We start from the raw sequence: 15,045 nt of genomic DNA, 5'->3' as shown, positions 1-15,045 counted from the left end.
CCCAGCAGGACGGAGCCTGGAGCCTAGACTGGAAATATTCTTCTCTTCACCGCAGCTGCATAGACCTTAATTCAGAGTAATCAAATAGGATTTAACAATTTAAAGATTGACAAAGGCATGAACGACCACTACTATGAATCCATGAAATCCGATTAACATAAAGGGGATTACAACATGAAAAAAGTCATTCTGTCTACCTTACTATCTTGTCTGCTACTGGGAATGGCTGGCTGTAGCACTTCCGGTTCTCCTTCTCAGCCGAATAATACGACTCCGCCTGCTGATCAAGCAGCTTCGCAAAATTTGCTAGAAAAAGTGAAAGCCGAGAAGAAACTCGTCATTGGTACGGAAGGTACATACTCTCCGTTTACGTACCATGATCAGTCGGGCAAATTGACCGGCTATGATGTGGAGGTTGTCACAGAAGTTGCCAAGCGGCTCGGTGTAGAGCCTGTGTTCCAGGAAACCCAGTGGGATGCCATGTTTGCTGGACTCGACTCCAAGCGCTTTGACGTCATTGCCAATCAGGTAGGAATCCGTCCTGATCGTCAGGAAAAGTACGATTTCTCCAAGCCATATACGATTTCCCGTGCGGTTTTGGTGACTCACAAGGACAATAACACCGTCAAAGACTTCAAGGATATCAAAGGGTTAAAAGCCGGACAATCTATGACAAGCAACTACGCTGACCTCGCACGCGCCAATGAGGCGGAAATCGTCGGTGTAGACAATTTCAATCAAGCGATTGACCTGATTGCACAAAAACGCGTGGACGTCGTGCTCAACGATAATTTGTCGGTGCTTGATTTCCTGAAACAAAAGCCGGATACGCCAATCAAAGTCGTGGCGAAAAATGCAGATGGCCAACCAACCGCTTTCATGTTCCGTAAAGGAAGCACAGAACTGACTGACGCGATTAACAAGGTGCTCGATGAAATGCAGCAGGACGGTACCCTTTCCAAAATTTCCATCAAATGGTTCGGCGAGGATATCACGAAGTAATTCTTAGGCGTTGACAAAATTGTCTGTCCCTTTTAGTATGATCCTATTCAATTTCACATCGGTTTAGTGGGGGTTAATTTATGAAAAAACTATTATTTTCCCTTCTCGCTTCCACTCTGTTAGTCGCATTGGCAGGTTGCGGGTCGTCTTCAACTGGACAACCACCGCAAAATAGTGCCGCTCCTGCCCCAACAGAAGAGAAAAAAGAACAAAACTTGTTGGAAAAAGTAAAAGCCGACGGTAAAATTCTGATCGGAACCGAGGGCACATACGCGCCGTTTACGTTCCACGATCAGTCTGGCAAGCTGACGGGCTATGATGTGGAGGTCGTGACAGAGGTAGCAAAGCGCATCGGTGTTGCGCCTGTGTTTCAAGAAACACAATGGGATGCCATGTTCGCTGGACTTGACTCCAAGCGCTTTGATGTCGTAGCGAATCAGGTAGGCATTCGCCCTGATCGCCAGGAAAAGTACGACTTCTCCAATGCATATACCGTATCCACAGCGGTCCTTGTCACCCATAAAGACAACACGACCGTAAAAGGCTTCGAGGATATTAAAGGTCTGAGGGCAGCGCAAACATTGACGAGCAACCTCACCGATATCGCGAAGAAAAACGGAGCGGAAATCGTCGGTGTGGAAGGCTTTAACCAAGCGATTGACTTGCTTGTTTCCAAGCGTGTAGATATTACGATCAACGATGGGATTTCCCTGTTGGACTTCATGAAGCAAAAGCCTGATGTTCCTATCAAAATTATCGCAAAAGATCCGAACGTAGCGAAAAACGGCTTCCTCTTCCGCAAGGGCAGCACAGAGCTGGTTGATGCATTCAACAAAGCACTGGATGACATGACGAAAGATGGTACCCTCGCAAAAATATCAGAGAAATGGTTTGGTGCAGATGTCTCTAAGTAGCTTCTTTGAAAACCCAGAACGCCTGAACCGATGGATCGATATCGCGCAAAGCTCCTTTCTTCCTCTGTTGAAAGGAGCCTTGCTCTATTCTTTGACAATCGCCATCGCTGCCTTTTTCATTGGTCTGATCCTTGCAGTTCTCACTGCGTTGGCACGACTATCCGGCATTAAGCCGCTGATTGCCATCGCCCGCTTTTATGTATCGATCATTCGCGGTACTCCTTTATTGGTCCAATTGTTCATCATTTTTTATGGCTTGCCGAGCATCGGCTTGATGATCGATCCGATACCGTCGGCAATCATCGGCTTCTCTCTCAGCGTCGGTGCCTATTCCTCCGAGGTGGTACGTGCCGCAATCTTGTCCATTCACAAAGGGCAATGGGAAGCAGCCTATTCCCTGGGGATGACCTACTGGCAAGCACTGCGCAGAGTCGTGCTCCCACAGGCAGCTCGCGTCTCCATTCCTCCTTTGTCCAACTCGTTTATTAGTCTGGTCAAGGATACTTCCCTGGCTTCGGTCGTTCTGGTACCAGAGATGTTTCGCAAAGCCCAAGAAGTCGTCGCTGCGACATATGAGCCGCTGCTCGTCTATGCGGAAGCGGCCCTTATTTACTGGGTGATTTGCTTCATACTCTCCATTATCCAGGATCGCATCGAAAACAAGCTGGACCGTTATGTCTAAAAAGCAGGTGAAATCGCATGATTACGATCACGGATGTGCATAAACAATTCAATACCTTACATGTACTCAAAGGCATTTCCCTCTCAGTGGAAAAAGGAAAGGTAGTCGTTATCATCGGTCCTTCTGGCTCCGGTAAAACAACCTTACTTCGCTGCCTGAATGCACTTGAGGTTCCGACCAACGGCAGTGTCCAGATCGGTGACGTCAAGCTGGACTTTTCCAAAAAAGTAGAGAGAACGAGTATTCCGAAGCTGCGTAAGCAGACCGGGATGGTGTTTCAAAACTACAATCTGTTCCCGCATATGACAGCCGTTGAAAATGTGATGGAGGGACCTGTCACTGTCAAAAAAGAAGACAAAGAAAAAGCACGTGCGAAAGCCGCTGCTCTCCTGACAAAAGTTGGTCTCAGTGATAAGCTGGACCATTATCCTGCACAGTTGTCTGGTGGACAACAGCAGCGTGTAGGCATTGCTCGGGCACTGGCGATGGACCCGCAAGTCATGCTATTTGACGAGCCTACCTCCGCTCTCGACCCGGAGCTCGTTGGTGAAGTGTTGAAGGTGATGAAGGAGCTTGCCCAGGAAGGGATGACGATGATCGTCGTCACTCACGAGATGGGCTTCGCCCGGGAAGTTGCCGACGAGGTTATTTTCATGGACCAAGGCGTCATCGTGGAGCGAGATACACCTTCCAATTTGTTCGCAAAACCGCGTGAGGAACGCACACGTCAGTTTTTGCAGCATTTGAAGTAGTGACCAGAAAAAAGACTCTGTCTCTTGTATAAGAGCACAGAGTCTTTTCTTTGCAATATTGCCTTAATCATCAATGAAGCAAATCACTAGGAAAATAATAATGAGTATCCAAATGAACCCGCCACCAAAAAAGCCGAAGCCTCCGCGATCGCAACCCATAATCTTCCTCTCCTCCCATTGAAATCAGATGGACGCACCGATCTGCTGGCAAGGATCAGTACACAGTCAGCTTATGACAGCCGCATCTCTCCTGTATGGATGCCTGTCTATCCTAGTGATTAAAAAGAAAAAAACGGGTGCTTGCCCTCCGCATTTATACAAAACCTAAAATTAACAAATGCTTCATGTTCTCTCTACTCTTCCTTAACATCAGACAACTATCATGAATGTGTCAGACCCTACGATGGACATTACGTCCTCCATTTCCGCCCGAATAGCCCCCTTCTACATCGGGCGGGCTTTTTTTCTTTGCCGCTAACATATAAAATATGGATAACTAGACATTTTTAGCGGAGAGAGGGATTATTTTTTGGAAGGATATAAACAGGCGTTAGCGCAATATATTGACGCTACCAATACACATGACTTTGCCAATGTAGAAAACGCACTTCATCCGAATGCCATTTACTGGTTTTCCGACAAGACTTGTACATCCATGAGTGAGATCCGCACTTACTTTGAAAATGCTTGGCATCTGATCAAGGATGAAGTCTATGCGGCTACGGAAGTCCAGTGGATTGCTGTCGATCAAAGGTCCGCTAGCTGTGTATATACGTATCAATATCAAGGCTATTACAACGGGGAATTCGTCACGGGAAGTGGTAGAGCCACGAATATTTTTACGAAAACAGAGACAGATGAATGGAAGCTCATTCACGAGCATCTGAGCGGCAAAGTTGAGTAAGCCCCAAAAATAAAAGCCTCGCTAGGTAGCAAGGCTTTCTTGGTAAGTCGAGACCCCTCATGCAAGGGGTCTCGTTTGTTTTTTATCGATTAAAAAGGGATTCTCTCTGAATGAATCACATACTCATGCTGTGCAGCCCACTCTTGGAGACCCTCCCAGAATGCTTCGCAAGCGCTAACGATTTTTGCTGAATCAGTCAGATCCCCCGCCATCACCAATCTGGCTACCTGATCGAATCCAGCTGGACGATGTGGCAATTCCAGCGCTTCCGGCAAAACCTTGGCCCCTGTCGAGTAAAGCTGTCGGTTATGCAGCCCGATCAACATCGCACCGTATTGGGCAAACTCCATAGCCAAGTAGGGCAGATAGGTATGTGGGCCGTTTATATTTACGTTTCGCAACTTTCCAATAAACTCGTACATTTCTCCTACGAGAATACCGTTGATTCCCTCTGTGAACTCTTCCTCCGATGGTGATTCTGCTGCTTTTTTGAGCGTTTCAAAAAAGCCCTTCGGATCGTACAGACTCAGCGGAGAAAAGAATGGGCCATGTGTCAGTGGCCAATCATCCTCGACCGTAGCGGCCGTGTTCAGCAAAACATCTGCACTGCACACATTCACTTCAGCCTTCCAAGGTCCCGCTGACCATTCGTAGCTAAATTCTATTTCTTCCCCTGATTTTTCTAGTACACAAAACATCTCGATATCCGAGTAAGGGCCGTCTGTCCCTCGAGAAACGGAACCATACACCCCAATGGCAAGAACTTTTTCTTTGTACACTTCCTGTAATCTCGCAGCAATTTCTTGGCAGGTTTGAAATCGTTCACTTCGAGATATTTTTATAGGTCCATTCATGTTCATTTACGTACATCTCCCTTGATATATTGTGGGGTGAGCTGACACAAATACATGAATGGAGGACCTCGGGATTAACGGGGGACTTTTTTTGGATGCATGTGAACTTCCTCCCATCGACCAGATCGTAAGGTTCGTCATGATATGCATTTTACCAAGGAAAGGAAAATCTTACGAGCGATTTTTATTCGTAGTGGGAGCATGGGCGTTGTCGATGGCCGATTGAATATACGCTTGAAGCGTATCGATGAAGGTACGAGCGGCGAACCCCATATATTTGTCCCTGCGATAAACTAGGCAGATGTCTTGGCTGGGTGTCGGATGCAAATTGATGATCGCAATCTCGTCGTCGTTTACGTTTTGCAGCAATAAGCTAGGCAGGATACAGCCCCCGATCCCCTTTTTTACAAGAGTCAACAGAGACAGGAGTGTGGTCGTTTCGATATGAGGCTGCAAACGAAAGCCTTCCTGTAAGCAATAGCGATTGATGAGCTGTCTCGCTTGATGATCCGGTGGAAACATCACCATTTTTACATCTTGAAGCTGATCAAATTTGATTGCCTTTTCCTTGGCAAGTGGATGTGCGGTATGAACCGCCAAAGCGAACTCTTCGTGAAAAAGCGGAATGACAGTGATTCTCTCATCTGGCTCAGGTAACACAGTCACGCCCAAATCAATCTCGCCAGATATGATTTGCTCCACTATTCTTGTAGACTCAATGACGGATAAGGATGTTTTGGGATACAAGCGGTGAAATTCTACAAGAAGAGCATCAAACAACAAGTCAGCATCACCAGGCAGGACACCGATCGTGAGCGTGCCCCCTTCGCAGTTTTTCATGGCAGCAATCGCTTCGCGTGCGTAGTCAATATGGGAAAAAACATGCCGACTCTGTTCCAGTAATACCTTTCCTGCTTCCGTCAGCGTGATTCGCTTGCCTAAGCGGTCAAACAGCGGGACACCCAGTTCACTCTCTAAAAACTTGATTTGCTGGCTGAGATTGGACTGCGAGGTACACAGCTTTTCTGAGGCCCGGGAAAAATGCATTTCCTCACATATTGCTATAAAATACTCCAATTGCCTGAGCTCCATTGCTTCACCTCTTTCGCCTTATCATTTTTACTAATCATTCTAATCGGAAAAGCATGATTGTTGCGTTTTCCCCTACGACGTACACTTTAGTTGACGGTAAGAGCACTGTCAATCATAGGAAAATGATAGGGAGGTTTTGTCTGATGTCTCAAAGCATGATCATTACAGCCACATCCGTTCGTCAAATTGGCCTGCAACAGATTCCCATGATTCCTGAGGAGCTATTGGATGTTCAATCCCCCGCTTTTTCAAATACACTTCGCTGGAATATCGGGCATATCGTCTTTTGTTTTCAGCATTTCCTGTCCATCGGCTTGCCTTACCAATCTGACCTGCCCGCTTCTTTCGCTACTCTTTTTCAGACGGGAACGAAGCCTTCTGACTGGACGACTGCACCACCCTCGAAAGATGAGCTGATTCACTACTTGTCCGTACAGCTAGATCTGCTGGCCTCCGTCACCCCTCACGAGCTAGAGACAGCTTTGCCAGCCCCTATTACAATGGGTCCCTTCCAGTTTACGACGGTAGGAGAAGTCTTTAACTTTGCCGTCATGCACGAGTCCATTCATCTAGGGATCATTTCAAGCATGGTAAAAGTCGTAGCGCAGGAAGCAGCAGCAGAGTAATTGCAAAAAAACGAGACCTTCCAATGGTCTCGTTTTTTTCGTTTATTCGAACCGAGTGAACTTTTCTTCGGCAGATGTGCGTGTGCGTGCTGCTGGTACATTTTCCTGATCGAAAAAACCGAGGTGCAGGAAACCAACGACTTTCTCTCCTGGTGCAACACCCAAGATGGCGTGTGCCTTCGGGTCCCAGTTGTGTGCGTTTGTTTTCCAGACGACGCCTAATCCACGCTCCCATGCGAGCAACTGGAAGTTTTGAATGAGAGCAGCGGTCGCACTGAAATCTTCTTCCCATTGTTTTTGGCGCGGGTCTTCTTTCATGATGACAACCAAATAAGCTGCCGGTTGGTTGTACATGTCTCTGCGCGCCTGATAGGCTTCTTGCGGATAGCAGGTGATCAGCTTCTCTACGAACGCTTCTTTTTTCTCTGAAGATACAAACATAAATCTCCATGGCTCACGTATACCATGGTTTGGCGCGTACACTGCGTCATTCAACAGCTCTAGAACAAGTTCTTCGGACACAGTATCTGGTTTATAGTCTTTTTTAATAGAGCGGCGCTCTCGAATAATTTTGGCAATGGACACAACGGTCACCCTCTTCTCTTAGACTTTCACACTTTGATAATGGTTATCAGTCTTATTTAGAACATATGTTATCGTGTACACTCGGCAAAATCAAGTAAGAAGTAAACGAAACTGCACACTACGCTTACAGGGATATGGTAAACTTTTGGACGAGGAGGGATGTAGCTTGGACGGACAGCGCCCAGCTCTCATAAAGCCAGGATTTTTCAGTATCGATGCGCCAGCAGACAGGCGACGCAACGAGTTTGATTTTCATAATGAAGCGTTGCTTTTCCACCAGCAGCCTGTCGATTTTGTTTTTTTCGGCGATTCCATCACGCATTGGTGGGATCTCGCTACCTTTTTTGGCCGGTCGGGTCAGACGATCGTCAATCGTGGAATCGGCGGTGACACAACCGAGCAGGCCCGTAGGCGTTTTGCCGCGGACGTCCTTCAATTAAAGCCACGTTACGTCATGATCATGATCGGGATTAACAATACGTGGGCGTTAGATACATTCTTGCCTTCCGACCGACTGACACCCCAAGAAATTTGCCAGCAGGTGACCACTGATATAGAAGCAATGGTGTATGCGGCTCTCGAGCAAGGCATCCAGCCCATTCTTTGTTCCCTTTTGCCTACAAGCATGGACCGATACGCACGCAACCGTGAGCGAAACGAGCTCGTGATTACTATCAATAAACGTTTTCAAGTGATTGCTGAACAAACAAACTGTCTCTATGTCGATTATCACTCCCGCATGACAGAGACTGATGGCATCACACTGCGCAAGGAATTGGCTGACGACGGACTTCATCCGCATGTCCTCGGCTACCAGCTCATGGCGACCGTTCTGCGCGATACACTTTATGCACATGACATCGCACTTGGCACACCATCCTGAATGAAAAAAGGATGCGGCTTCTTATGCCCATCCTTTTTTTACTGCTTATTCCGGTCGACGGTCCGTCAGCCAATGCCCACCTGCGATTTTTCCCACTGATGCCATCAAAACAGACATATGAGACTTACCATCGATGCCTAAATATTCGTTCATGTCATGATCCATCCAGTGACCAATCGTCGTTACCCCAAGCCCCAGTCCGTTTGCTACCAAATGCAGGTTCTGCGACACATGCCCGGAATCCCACCAAATATAGCGGTACGCACGCTCTTTGTATTTGTCTTTCGTGCGATCCACCATCGCTGTCCAAACGAAATTGACAGCAGCCCGTCTCGTCACCTCTTGTTCTTCTGTGAACAGATAGGCGATCTCGGCCGTGTCCTCTCTCTTCAGTCCCTCCAAGCACCAATTCTGTACATCCAGGTGATACAGGCCTTCCTCAAGTCCCTCCACGTTGTTAATCATCAGGTACGTCTCAATCGGATACAGGGCGCCGGCAGACGGCGTCGTGCGTAATTGATAGTCTCCCATATCATCTGTGATGCCCTGTGTACCCCATAGTAGGAGATTCAATTCGTTAAGCGTCATTGGCTGCTTCAAGAAATTACGCTTGGATCTTCGATTGGCGAGGACCTCCCACAAATCGACGGACGTTGGAAACTGCGGCTTGCCCAAATCAATGCGGGTAAATACCTTTTCATAGCGCAAATACGTCGCTGGTCTTTTCGAAAAATCGTAACGAGAGGCCCAGCCTTTTTCCAGCTCGCCTACCCGGTAAGAGGTCGCCTCGATAAATTCATTTGCAATTCTCTGCCATTCGGGATGCATCTATGTTCCTCCTCGTATTTTCTTGGTGGTGATGCCTTTTACTATACGAAGCTCTTTTCCATTAGTAAAACAATGATTTATAATATTTTTCATAAGATAAAACTAATGAAAAGGAACGAGGAGACATGACGCTTACCCAACTGCAAGTGTTTGTCGCCGCAGCAAAAGCTGGAAGCTTCACACGGGCAGCAGAAGAAATCGGCTTTACGCAATCCGCCGTCTCGCAAATGATACAGTCCCTGGAAAAAGAGCTAGGCGTCAGTCTTTTTCAGCGAAGTCGCAGCGGGATCACTCCGACGAGCATCGGAGAGCGAATGCTTGCGCACGCTCGCGACATTTTGAACATCACATCCTGCATGACGGAGGAAGCAAACGTGGCCCGCGGGATTTCGTCCGGTACCCTGCGTATTGCCTCAATCCCCAGCGTCGCCTCTCGCTTTTTACCTGGACTTTTGGGTAGCTTTCGCAAGCTGTTTCCTGCCGTGGACATCCTGCTTTTGGAAGGCGATAGTGATGAGATTAGCAACTGGCTGCACAGCTCTGTTGTCGATATTGCCTTTACCGTTATGCCTGATAAGGACATGCAAACGTTGCCGCTCTTGCAAGACGAAATGATGGTCATTTTACCAGATACCCATCCTTTGAAAGACAGCCAGACCCTTTGTTTTTCCGAAATTGCGGAACGCTGTTTTATCATGCCAAAGGATGGCTGCATCCGAAAAATGCTGCAAGAGAATCACATTACCCCAACAGTTACGTTTGAAGTGCGTGAGGTGTATACGATTTTGACCATGGTGCAAGAGTATATCGGCGTCACTATCATGCCTGAGCTGTACATGCCACCTGTCATCCCCAAAGTCGTAGCGATCCCTCTGTCGCCCCCGATTACTAGGGAAGTGGTGCTCGCGGTGCGCAACTGGCAGTCGATCTCCCCACTCACGGCAGAGTTCGCCGTTCACAGCCAGCAATATGTAAAAAGCATAGACTTCACGCCTACGAGCAAGTAGCCACACGAACAAAGCCCTCGCCTATTGGGATTGGCGGGGCTTTTGGTGTGCGAGAAGCTCTGTTAGCCATTTTTCAAATTTGTTGGCACTCATGATTTCATGGGTAATAAATTCACCCTGATAAAACAAGCCAAAGGTTGTCCATATGACAGGCGCGTTCTGTGCTGCTTCCCTCGTTGTCAGCTTGTACGAATGAAAGGGGACACTTTTCGCTTCCGCTACTTTTCTCAACTCTTCCAAAACACCAACAGCAAATGGACACTGCGCTGTGTAATAAATGGTGACGCCATTCTCCTTTGAAGAAGTCGTTCCTGTTTTCTTAAAGGACGGCATAGCAGCTTGTTCATTCCATTTCCATGCCACTAATTGAAAGTACGGTTCTGCTTGGTCTGCCAGCTCAAACCCCATATGTTCAAAAAAACGTCTCTCACTCAAATACGGATACTTGTTCTTCCCTACGATATGAACGATTCCGTCCATACCACGTTTGACGGCATTTTCCTTGCAATGATGCAACAATTGTTTCGCATGCCCGTTCTCTTTATATTTGCCAGACACCCACAAGCAGTTGATATACATATAATTGGGGGCTTCAATTGGAACCCAAGCCATTTCCGCAGGCAAGTATTCAATAAACACTTTTGCCCGCTCATCCAAGCGATAAAAAACCAAGCCTTCATCCATTCGCTCTGTCAGCCACTTCTTCTTCTCGGCTACTGCATGTTCGTATTGTTTTGCACCTAATGCACAGCATATGTGCTCCGCTTCTATATTCTTTTTCGTGATTTCTATATACCCCATTGTTTACCGCCTCCCCCTTTCCTCTGCTTTTATCTACGATCACGGACGATTTGACCCAGCCTTTTGATGCCAGATTAAAATCGGCGATTCTTTTCTATTTCTCTCCAGCGAAAACAAAGAAGTTTGAAACAACTATCGGCACACAGTTGATTAGCATTCAAGCCACCTCTGAATGCAAACAATTAAAGCTCTATTTCACCTGCTTGATCTTGCTCTAGATGAACAAGTGGAACAGGAGAGTAAATAAACGTATCCCCGTCGTCTTCAAGCTTGTAGATGATACAAAACAAAGCTGAACCTCGATGATCACCACTCGGTATGGAGAAAATCATGGCTGGACAGCGTAGCTCAGTAGAATGAACGCTTGCACACAGATCCTTATAAGTCACAACAGCAAGGTTGTCGACATCAGCGAGATGCTGTTGACAATCCCCGATAACTTGCCTGTAATACTCTATTTTCTGATTATACTTATTCGCAAAGCTCTGCTTATACTCCTCAATGCTAAGAAAGCAACACTCCCAATCCAAAGGTGGGATACTTAACACATAGCGATAGAACTTCAACTTTCTGATTCCTCCTCTTTTGAAATCGAGCTATTATACGCGATCATTTAAGCATATAGGTATTTTCGGAAGGATCCATCCCTCTTGAGTATATACAGAAAATTTTTGCGTTGCTCATATTTTACTTTTTGCTTCCCTGTATACATTTACCATGAAAATTAAATTCTGTAATTTGTTTGCCTTTTCGTGCTAGTGTTCGGCGATACAATGCACCCAGGTAGTTTTTGGAGGCACCAACTGAATGAGCTGCTTCTGTTAAGGATGATTTTAAATACTTATTGCCTTTTTGGATTCCGTTCAATGTAAGTAAGTGTAAGGCTATCACAACAATAGCTCCATGGCTGCGCGTTCTTTATCCGCAATCTCGAGCAACAGCTTAGACGCATGCACGAGCTCTTGGTGCTCACCTGTTCTTCCTGCATGGTCGATTGAAGCAGAGACGCTAACCCACATTGGAGCGATCTCTGTAAACATGCAGTGGGCTTGTTCAATCCTCGGGTCCTCCAGCCGATCAGCACATTCTCTCAAATAATCCCTATACAGATTCCGAAATAAAGCGCCGCCGGTTCCCGCCCGCTCCATTAGCGTCGCGGTAAGACATAAATCATGTTCGAAATTGTTGCTGCGAGAAGGCCACTTCAAGATTTCATTGCTCATTTTAACAATGCCTCTATTGCCAATATTCTGAATAGGCGGGTTCAGATAGTCATGCGCATTCATGGTCAAGGATTCGCGTAAAGCAGGAACAAGCGGAAGCAATGCGTCGTTTGGCTCGATCGTAAAGGAACGATTCCGGGAGCTCATGGGTCCCTTTGCATTTCTGGCAGCGGCCAAGCTTGTCAAACTCGTCTTCACAAGTCCACCCTGTTGTCTGGTGTCCGCCAAGTAGGCGTATTCGTCATCTATACCGTAAAGTACCGCATAGTGACCGGCGAAGTGCACTTTGTTCGTAAAATAATCCAAGTAATAGGCATCTAATTTAAGCCCAACCGGAAAGCCGTGTTCGATGCTGCTTCGGACGTTCTGCCACGCCTTATGGACGGACGAGGTTTCTTGATATCTGACGTTCAAGCCGAGTCGTTCGGCGAGATAAGCGGTCAGTTTATCCGGTTTTACCCTTCCTCCGATGAAGGGGAAGTCCATTCCCTTCGAATCCCAGTATATGAATCCAAGCCCTTGCCCGAGTCCGAACAACATCGGCTCAGACAGGCGGACTCCCGCATATTGCATTAAATTGCCTATGGCGGTTGTTTCGCAATGTTCGCCTGGATAAGGAATAAAACCTTCAATAAATTTGACCATGTCTACTTGCCTCCTCCAATAATTCATGTATTAAACGGCTAACGAACGCTTGCTCGCTCTCGATTAAGCTGAATGGATGCAAGAACAACGCCCTTACGTTCAGCGGCAAGCTAGCTCCGCCTTGTGATTCGTACTTCTGTCTTATTTTTATCGAGGCTTCTCCAAGAAAATCCAGTCGTTTCCGTAAAGCAATGACGGCCTCTTCCTTCTCGATATGGGGCAAAGCGGCCAAACCGAGATCGAAGCGGTTGTCACGTTCCCGTGTAGACGACAGACTATCAAGAATTTCATTTCTCAGCTTACGTATACCCACTTCGGTGAGGGCAAACCGGGTCGGCGTTGGCCCCTTGCCGGATTTCTCGTCGGATGTCTCAGGTGAGATCCATCCTTTATCGCTAAGTTTCTTCAATCCTGCATATATCGAAGTTGTACCGATATTCGCCCATTCTTTATAACCTCGCTGCTCGACTAACTTCATAATATCGTACCCGGAAGCTTGACTATGCTCCGCGATCATTTGCAGGAGCATGAATTCGACATTCGATAATGTATGCATAGAGAGACTCCTAATCTTGAGTATTTCATATATGGAATATAACATAGGTGTAATAAAAACTCAAAAACCGAATCTGCGAGAAAACTACAGCTTGAGAATGTTCAAATCAGGAACTGACGAACTTCCGAATGTACGGGTCTTGAGGCGGCACTTGAGCTCTCAGCATCGACTGATCATCCCGATCTTTTTTTGACGTCGTGCTTTGGTCATGATAATGAAAGCGCAAGATCTTGAAACGTAAATTCCCCTATACTAAAAACGGTAATTAGTTGTGACGAAAAATGGGGGAACGTGCATGAGTAACAAGGCAGAAGGATTGTTAACTAACACAGATTTTCGCAGGCTCTGGATTGGGCAAACTGCATCACAGTTTGGGACTCAGGTTGCATTATTAGGAATGCCATTAGTGGCAGCTCTCTATTTAGGGGCCAGTCCCATGCAAATGGGGTTGCTTGGTTTTGCCGAGTATGCGCCATTTATCATTTTCGGTTTGCTCGCTGGTGTATGGATAGACAGATTTCCCCGGCGACCAATTCTTGTCGCCGCTAACTTTTTCAGGGGTGCATTACTGCTCATTGTACCGCTGACAGCCTTAACTGGATTCCTGAATATGACAGTTCTATATTTGATAGCCTTCCTAGTGGGTATCTGTACTGTCTTTTTTGATGTTGCCTATACATCCTTTTTGCCTTCCATTGTGAGCAAGGAGCAGCTTGTTGATGGGAATAGCAAACTAGAGACAAGTAAATCTACCGCACAAATTGCTGGGCCGGGTTTATCTGGTGGACTGGAACAGTTAATCACCGCTCCTTTTGCAATATTGTTCACGTCGGTATCCTTTTTTGTATCCGCTGTGTACATAGCCCGGATTCGCAAGTTGGAGACAATCGTGACAGATGCGAAAAAACCAAAAAACATGTGGCTGGAAATTAAAGAAGGGCTGCATACGGTTTACACAAAACCGTTACTGTGGGGAGTGGTGCGCTGCTCAACAGTCTTTAACCTTTCCTGGAATGTTATTTTTAGTGTTTATGTTCTATATGCATCGCAAGAACTCAAAATCAGTACGAGTATTCTTGGCATCATTTATGTAACGCTAGGAGTAGGGTACCTATTTGGCTCTCTGCTTGCCCAAAGGGCTGTACGTCGTTTTGGAGTAGGTCCAACAATTGTGGGTTCCGCTACGATCGCAGCAAGTGGCGGTTTGCTTGCTCCATTAGCAGTAGGATCAGAATTAAGTATTGCGGTGATTATGATGCTCGGACAGCTTCTTTTCGGAATGGGTGTCTCCATGTTTAGCATTAGTACCATCAGTTTACGTCAAGTAATTGTACCCGATGCCCTGCAAGGTCGCGTGAATGCTACATTTCGATTTATCTCGTGGGGTTCTTTACCGCTTGGTTCGTTAATTGGAGGGATGATAGGGGGAGCAATGGGTTTACGGTTCGCTTTATTTGCGGGTGGCATTGGATTGTTAGCTTCGGCTTGCACATTATTGTTCACCCCATTTTTACAACTACGTGTGAAATCATTTCATGAATTAACATTGGAAAAAGATGTGTCTATAAAGAGCTAAGGAGTGCCTTAAGAAGTATGAAACTAACGGTTGATCGCCACCCTGTTTGGTCTTGAGCTGAGCATACAAACAAACAGTGTCAATCGATGTCAGCAATTTAAAAAGCCAGGAAGAC

At 46.6% G+C, this 15,045-nt stretch carries 17 protein-coding genes; 9 read left to right on the top strand and 8 right to left on the bottom strand.

What is annotated here, in order from left to right; all coding sequences use genetic code 11:
* The first annotated feature begins 174 nt into the window (after window positions 1-174).
* From PMI05_RS14850 to PMI05_RS14830, 5 genes are all read left to right on the top strand, one after another.
* On the top strand, window positions 175-1,002 hold the full coding sequence (locus PMI05_RS14850) for an amino acid ABC transporter substrate-binding protein (protein WP_007722980.1): 828 nt from the start codon (window positions 175-177) through the stop codon (window positions 1,000-1,002).
* A gap of 80 nt (window positions 1,003-1,082) precedes the next feature.
* On the top strand, window positions 1,083-1,916 hold the full coding sequence (locus PMI05_RS14845) for an amino acid ABC transporter substrate-binding protein (RefSeq protein ID WP_007722978.1): 834 nt from the start codon (window positions 1,083-1,085) through the stop codon (window positions 1,914-1,916).
* Entirely contained in the window at window positions 1,903-2,598 is a 696-nt protein-coding gene (locus PMI05_RS14840) for an amino acid ABC transporter permease (RefSeq protein WP_039960825.1), read from the top strand. The genes PMI05_RS14845 and PMI05_RS14840 overlap by 14 nt, the downstream gene beginning before the upstream one ends.
* Window positions 2,599-2,615: 17 nt before the next feature.
* Window positions 2,616-3,350: an amino acid ABC transporter ATP-binding protein gene (locus tag PMI05_RS14835; protein WP_007722976.1), complete on the top strand. Its 735-nt coding sequence runs from the start codon at window positions 2,616-2,618 to the stop codon at window positions 3,348-3,350.
* Window positions 3,351-3,879: 529 nt separating this feature from the next.
* Window positions 3,880-4,254: a DUF4440 domain-containing protein gene (locus tag PMI05_RS14830; protein WP_007722974.1), complete on the top strand. Its 375-nt coding sequence runs from the start codon at window positions 3,880-3,882 to the stop codon at window positions 4,252-4,254.
* A gap of 89 nt (window positions 4,255-4,343) precedes the next feature.
* Here PMI05_RS14830 and PMI05_RS14825 read toward each other — a convergent pair whose 3' ends face one another.
* Together PMI05_RS14825 and PMI05_RS14820 are read right to left on the bottom strand one after the other, a co-directional pair.
* On the bottom strand, window positions 4,344-5,114 hold the full coding sequence (locus PMI05_RS14825) for an ANT(4')-I family aminoglycoside nucleotidyltransferase (protein WP_007722973.1): 771 nt from the start codon (window positions 5,112-5,114) through the stop codon (window positions 4,344-4,346).
* Window positions 5,115-5,279: 165 nt separating this feature from the next.
* On the bottom strand, window positions 5,280-6,200 hold the full coding sequence (locus tag PMI05_RS14820; protein WP_007722972.1) for a LysR family transcriptional regulator: 921 nt from the start codon (window positions 6,198-6,200) through the stop codon (window positions 5,280-5,282).
* A 143-nt stretch (window positions 6,201-6,343) separates the two neighbouring features.
* Between PMI05_RS14820 and PMI05_RS14815 the strand changes: the two genes are divergently transcribed.
* Entirely contained in the window at window positions 6,344-6,826 is a 483-nt protein-coding gene (locus PMI05_RS14815) for a DinB family protein (protein WP_007722970.1), read from the top strand.
* 42 nt (window positions 6,827-6,868) lie between these two features.
* On the opposite strand, the gene PMI05_RS14810 is transcribed toward PMI05_RS14815, so the two are convergent.
* A complete protein-coding gene (locus PMI05_RS14810; RefSeq protein ID WP_193375266.1) occupies window positions 6,869-7,420 on the bottom strand; it encodes a nitroreductase in 552 nt (183 codons plus the stop codon).
* A 157-nt stretch (window positions 7,421-7,577) separates the two neighbouring features.
* Here PMI05_RS14810 and PMI05_RS14805 point away from each other — a divergent pair, with 157 nt between their 5' ends.
* Window positions 7,578-8,294 (top strand): GDSL-type esterase/lipase family protein, encoded by a 717-nt coding sequence (locus PMI05_RS14805; RefSeq protein WP_007722967.1) that lies wholly within the window; start codon window positions 7,578-7,580, stop codon window positions 8,292-8,294.
* 45 nt (window positions 8,295-8,339) lie between these two features.
* On the opposite strand, the gene PMI05_RS14800 is transcribed toward PMI05_RS14805, so the two are convergent.
* Window positions 8,340-9,122, bottom strand: coding sequence for a SagB/ThcOx family dehydrogenase (locus PMI05_RS14800; RefSeq protein ID WP_007722963.1), 783 nt, complete (start codon window positions 9,120-9,122; stop codon window positions 8,340-8,342).
* A gap of 125 nt (window positions 9,123-9,247) precedes the next feature.
* Here PMI05_RS14800 and PMI05_RS14795 point away from each other — a divergent pair, with 125 nt between their 5' ends.
* Entirely contained in the window at window positions 9,248-10,129 is an 882-nt protein-coding gene (locus tag PMI05_RS14795; RefSeq protein WP_007722961.1) for a LysR family transcriptional regulator, read from the top strand.
* A gap of 21 nt (window positions 10,130-10,150) precedes the next feature.
* Here PMI05_RS14795 and PMI05_RS14790 read toward each other — a convergent pair whose 3' ends face one another.
* The 4 genes from PMI05_RS14790 to PMI05_RS14770 form a co-directional block, all read right to left on the bottom strand.
* The gene (locus PMI05_RS14790; protein WP_007722959.1) at window positions 10,151-10,930 is read right to left on the bottom strand and encodes an N-acetyltransferase; all 780 of its coding nucleotides are present in this window, start codon (window positions 10,928-10,930) and stop codon (window positions 10,151-10,153) included.
* Between the two features lie 182 nt (window positions 10,931-11,112).
* Complete coding sequence (locus PMI05_RS14785; RefSeq protein WP_007722957.1) at window positions 11,113-11,496, bottom strand: hypothetical protein; 384 nt, start codon at window positions 11,494-11,496, stop codon at window positions 11,113-11,115.
* 321 nt (window positions 11,497-11,817) lie between these two features.
* On the bottom strand, window positions 11,818-12,798 hold the full coding sequence (locus PMI05_RS14775; RefSeq protein WP_007722953.1) for a BtrH N-terminal domain-containing protein: 981 nt from the start codon (window positions 12,796-12,798) through the stop codon (window positions 11,818-11,820).
* The gene (locus PMI05_RS14770) at window positions 12,782-13,354 is read right to left on the bottom strand and encodes a PadR family transcriptional regulator (protein ID WP_007722951.1); all 573 of its coding nucleotides are present in this window, start codon (window positions 13,352-13,354) and stop codon (window positions 12,782-12,784) included. The genes PMI05_RS14775 and PMI05_RS14770 overlap by 17 nt, the downstream gene beginning before the upstream one ends.
* A gap of 295 nt (window positions 13,355-13,649) precedes the next feature.
* Here PMI05_RS14770 and PMI05_RS14765 point away from each other — a divergent pair, with 295 nt between their 5' ends.
* A complete protein-coding gene (locus tag PMI05_RS14765) occupies window positions 13,650-14,930 on the top strand; it encodes an MFS transporter (RefSeq protein ID WP_007722948.1) in 1,281 nt (426 codons plus the stop codon).
* The last annotated feature ends 115 nt before the right edge of the window (window positions 14,931-15,045 follow it).

Source organism: Brevibacillus sp. BC25 (genome assembly GCF_000282075.1).
GTDB lineage: Bacteria > Bacillota > Bacilli > Brevibacillales > Brevibacillaceae > Brevibacillus.
The sequence above is the reverse complement of the archived record's forward strand: the minus strand, read 5'-3'. Positions and strand labels throughout refer to the sequence as shown.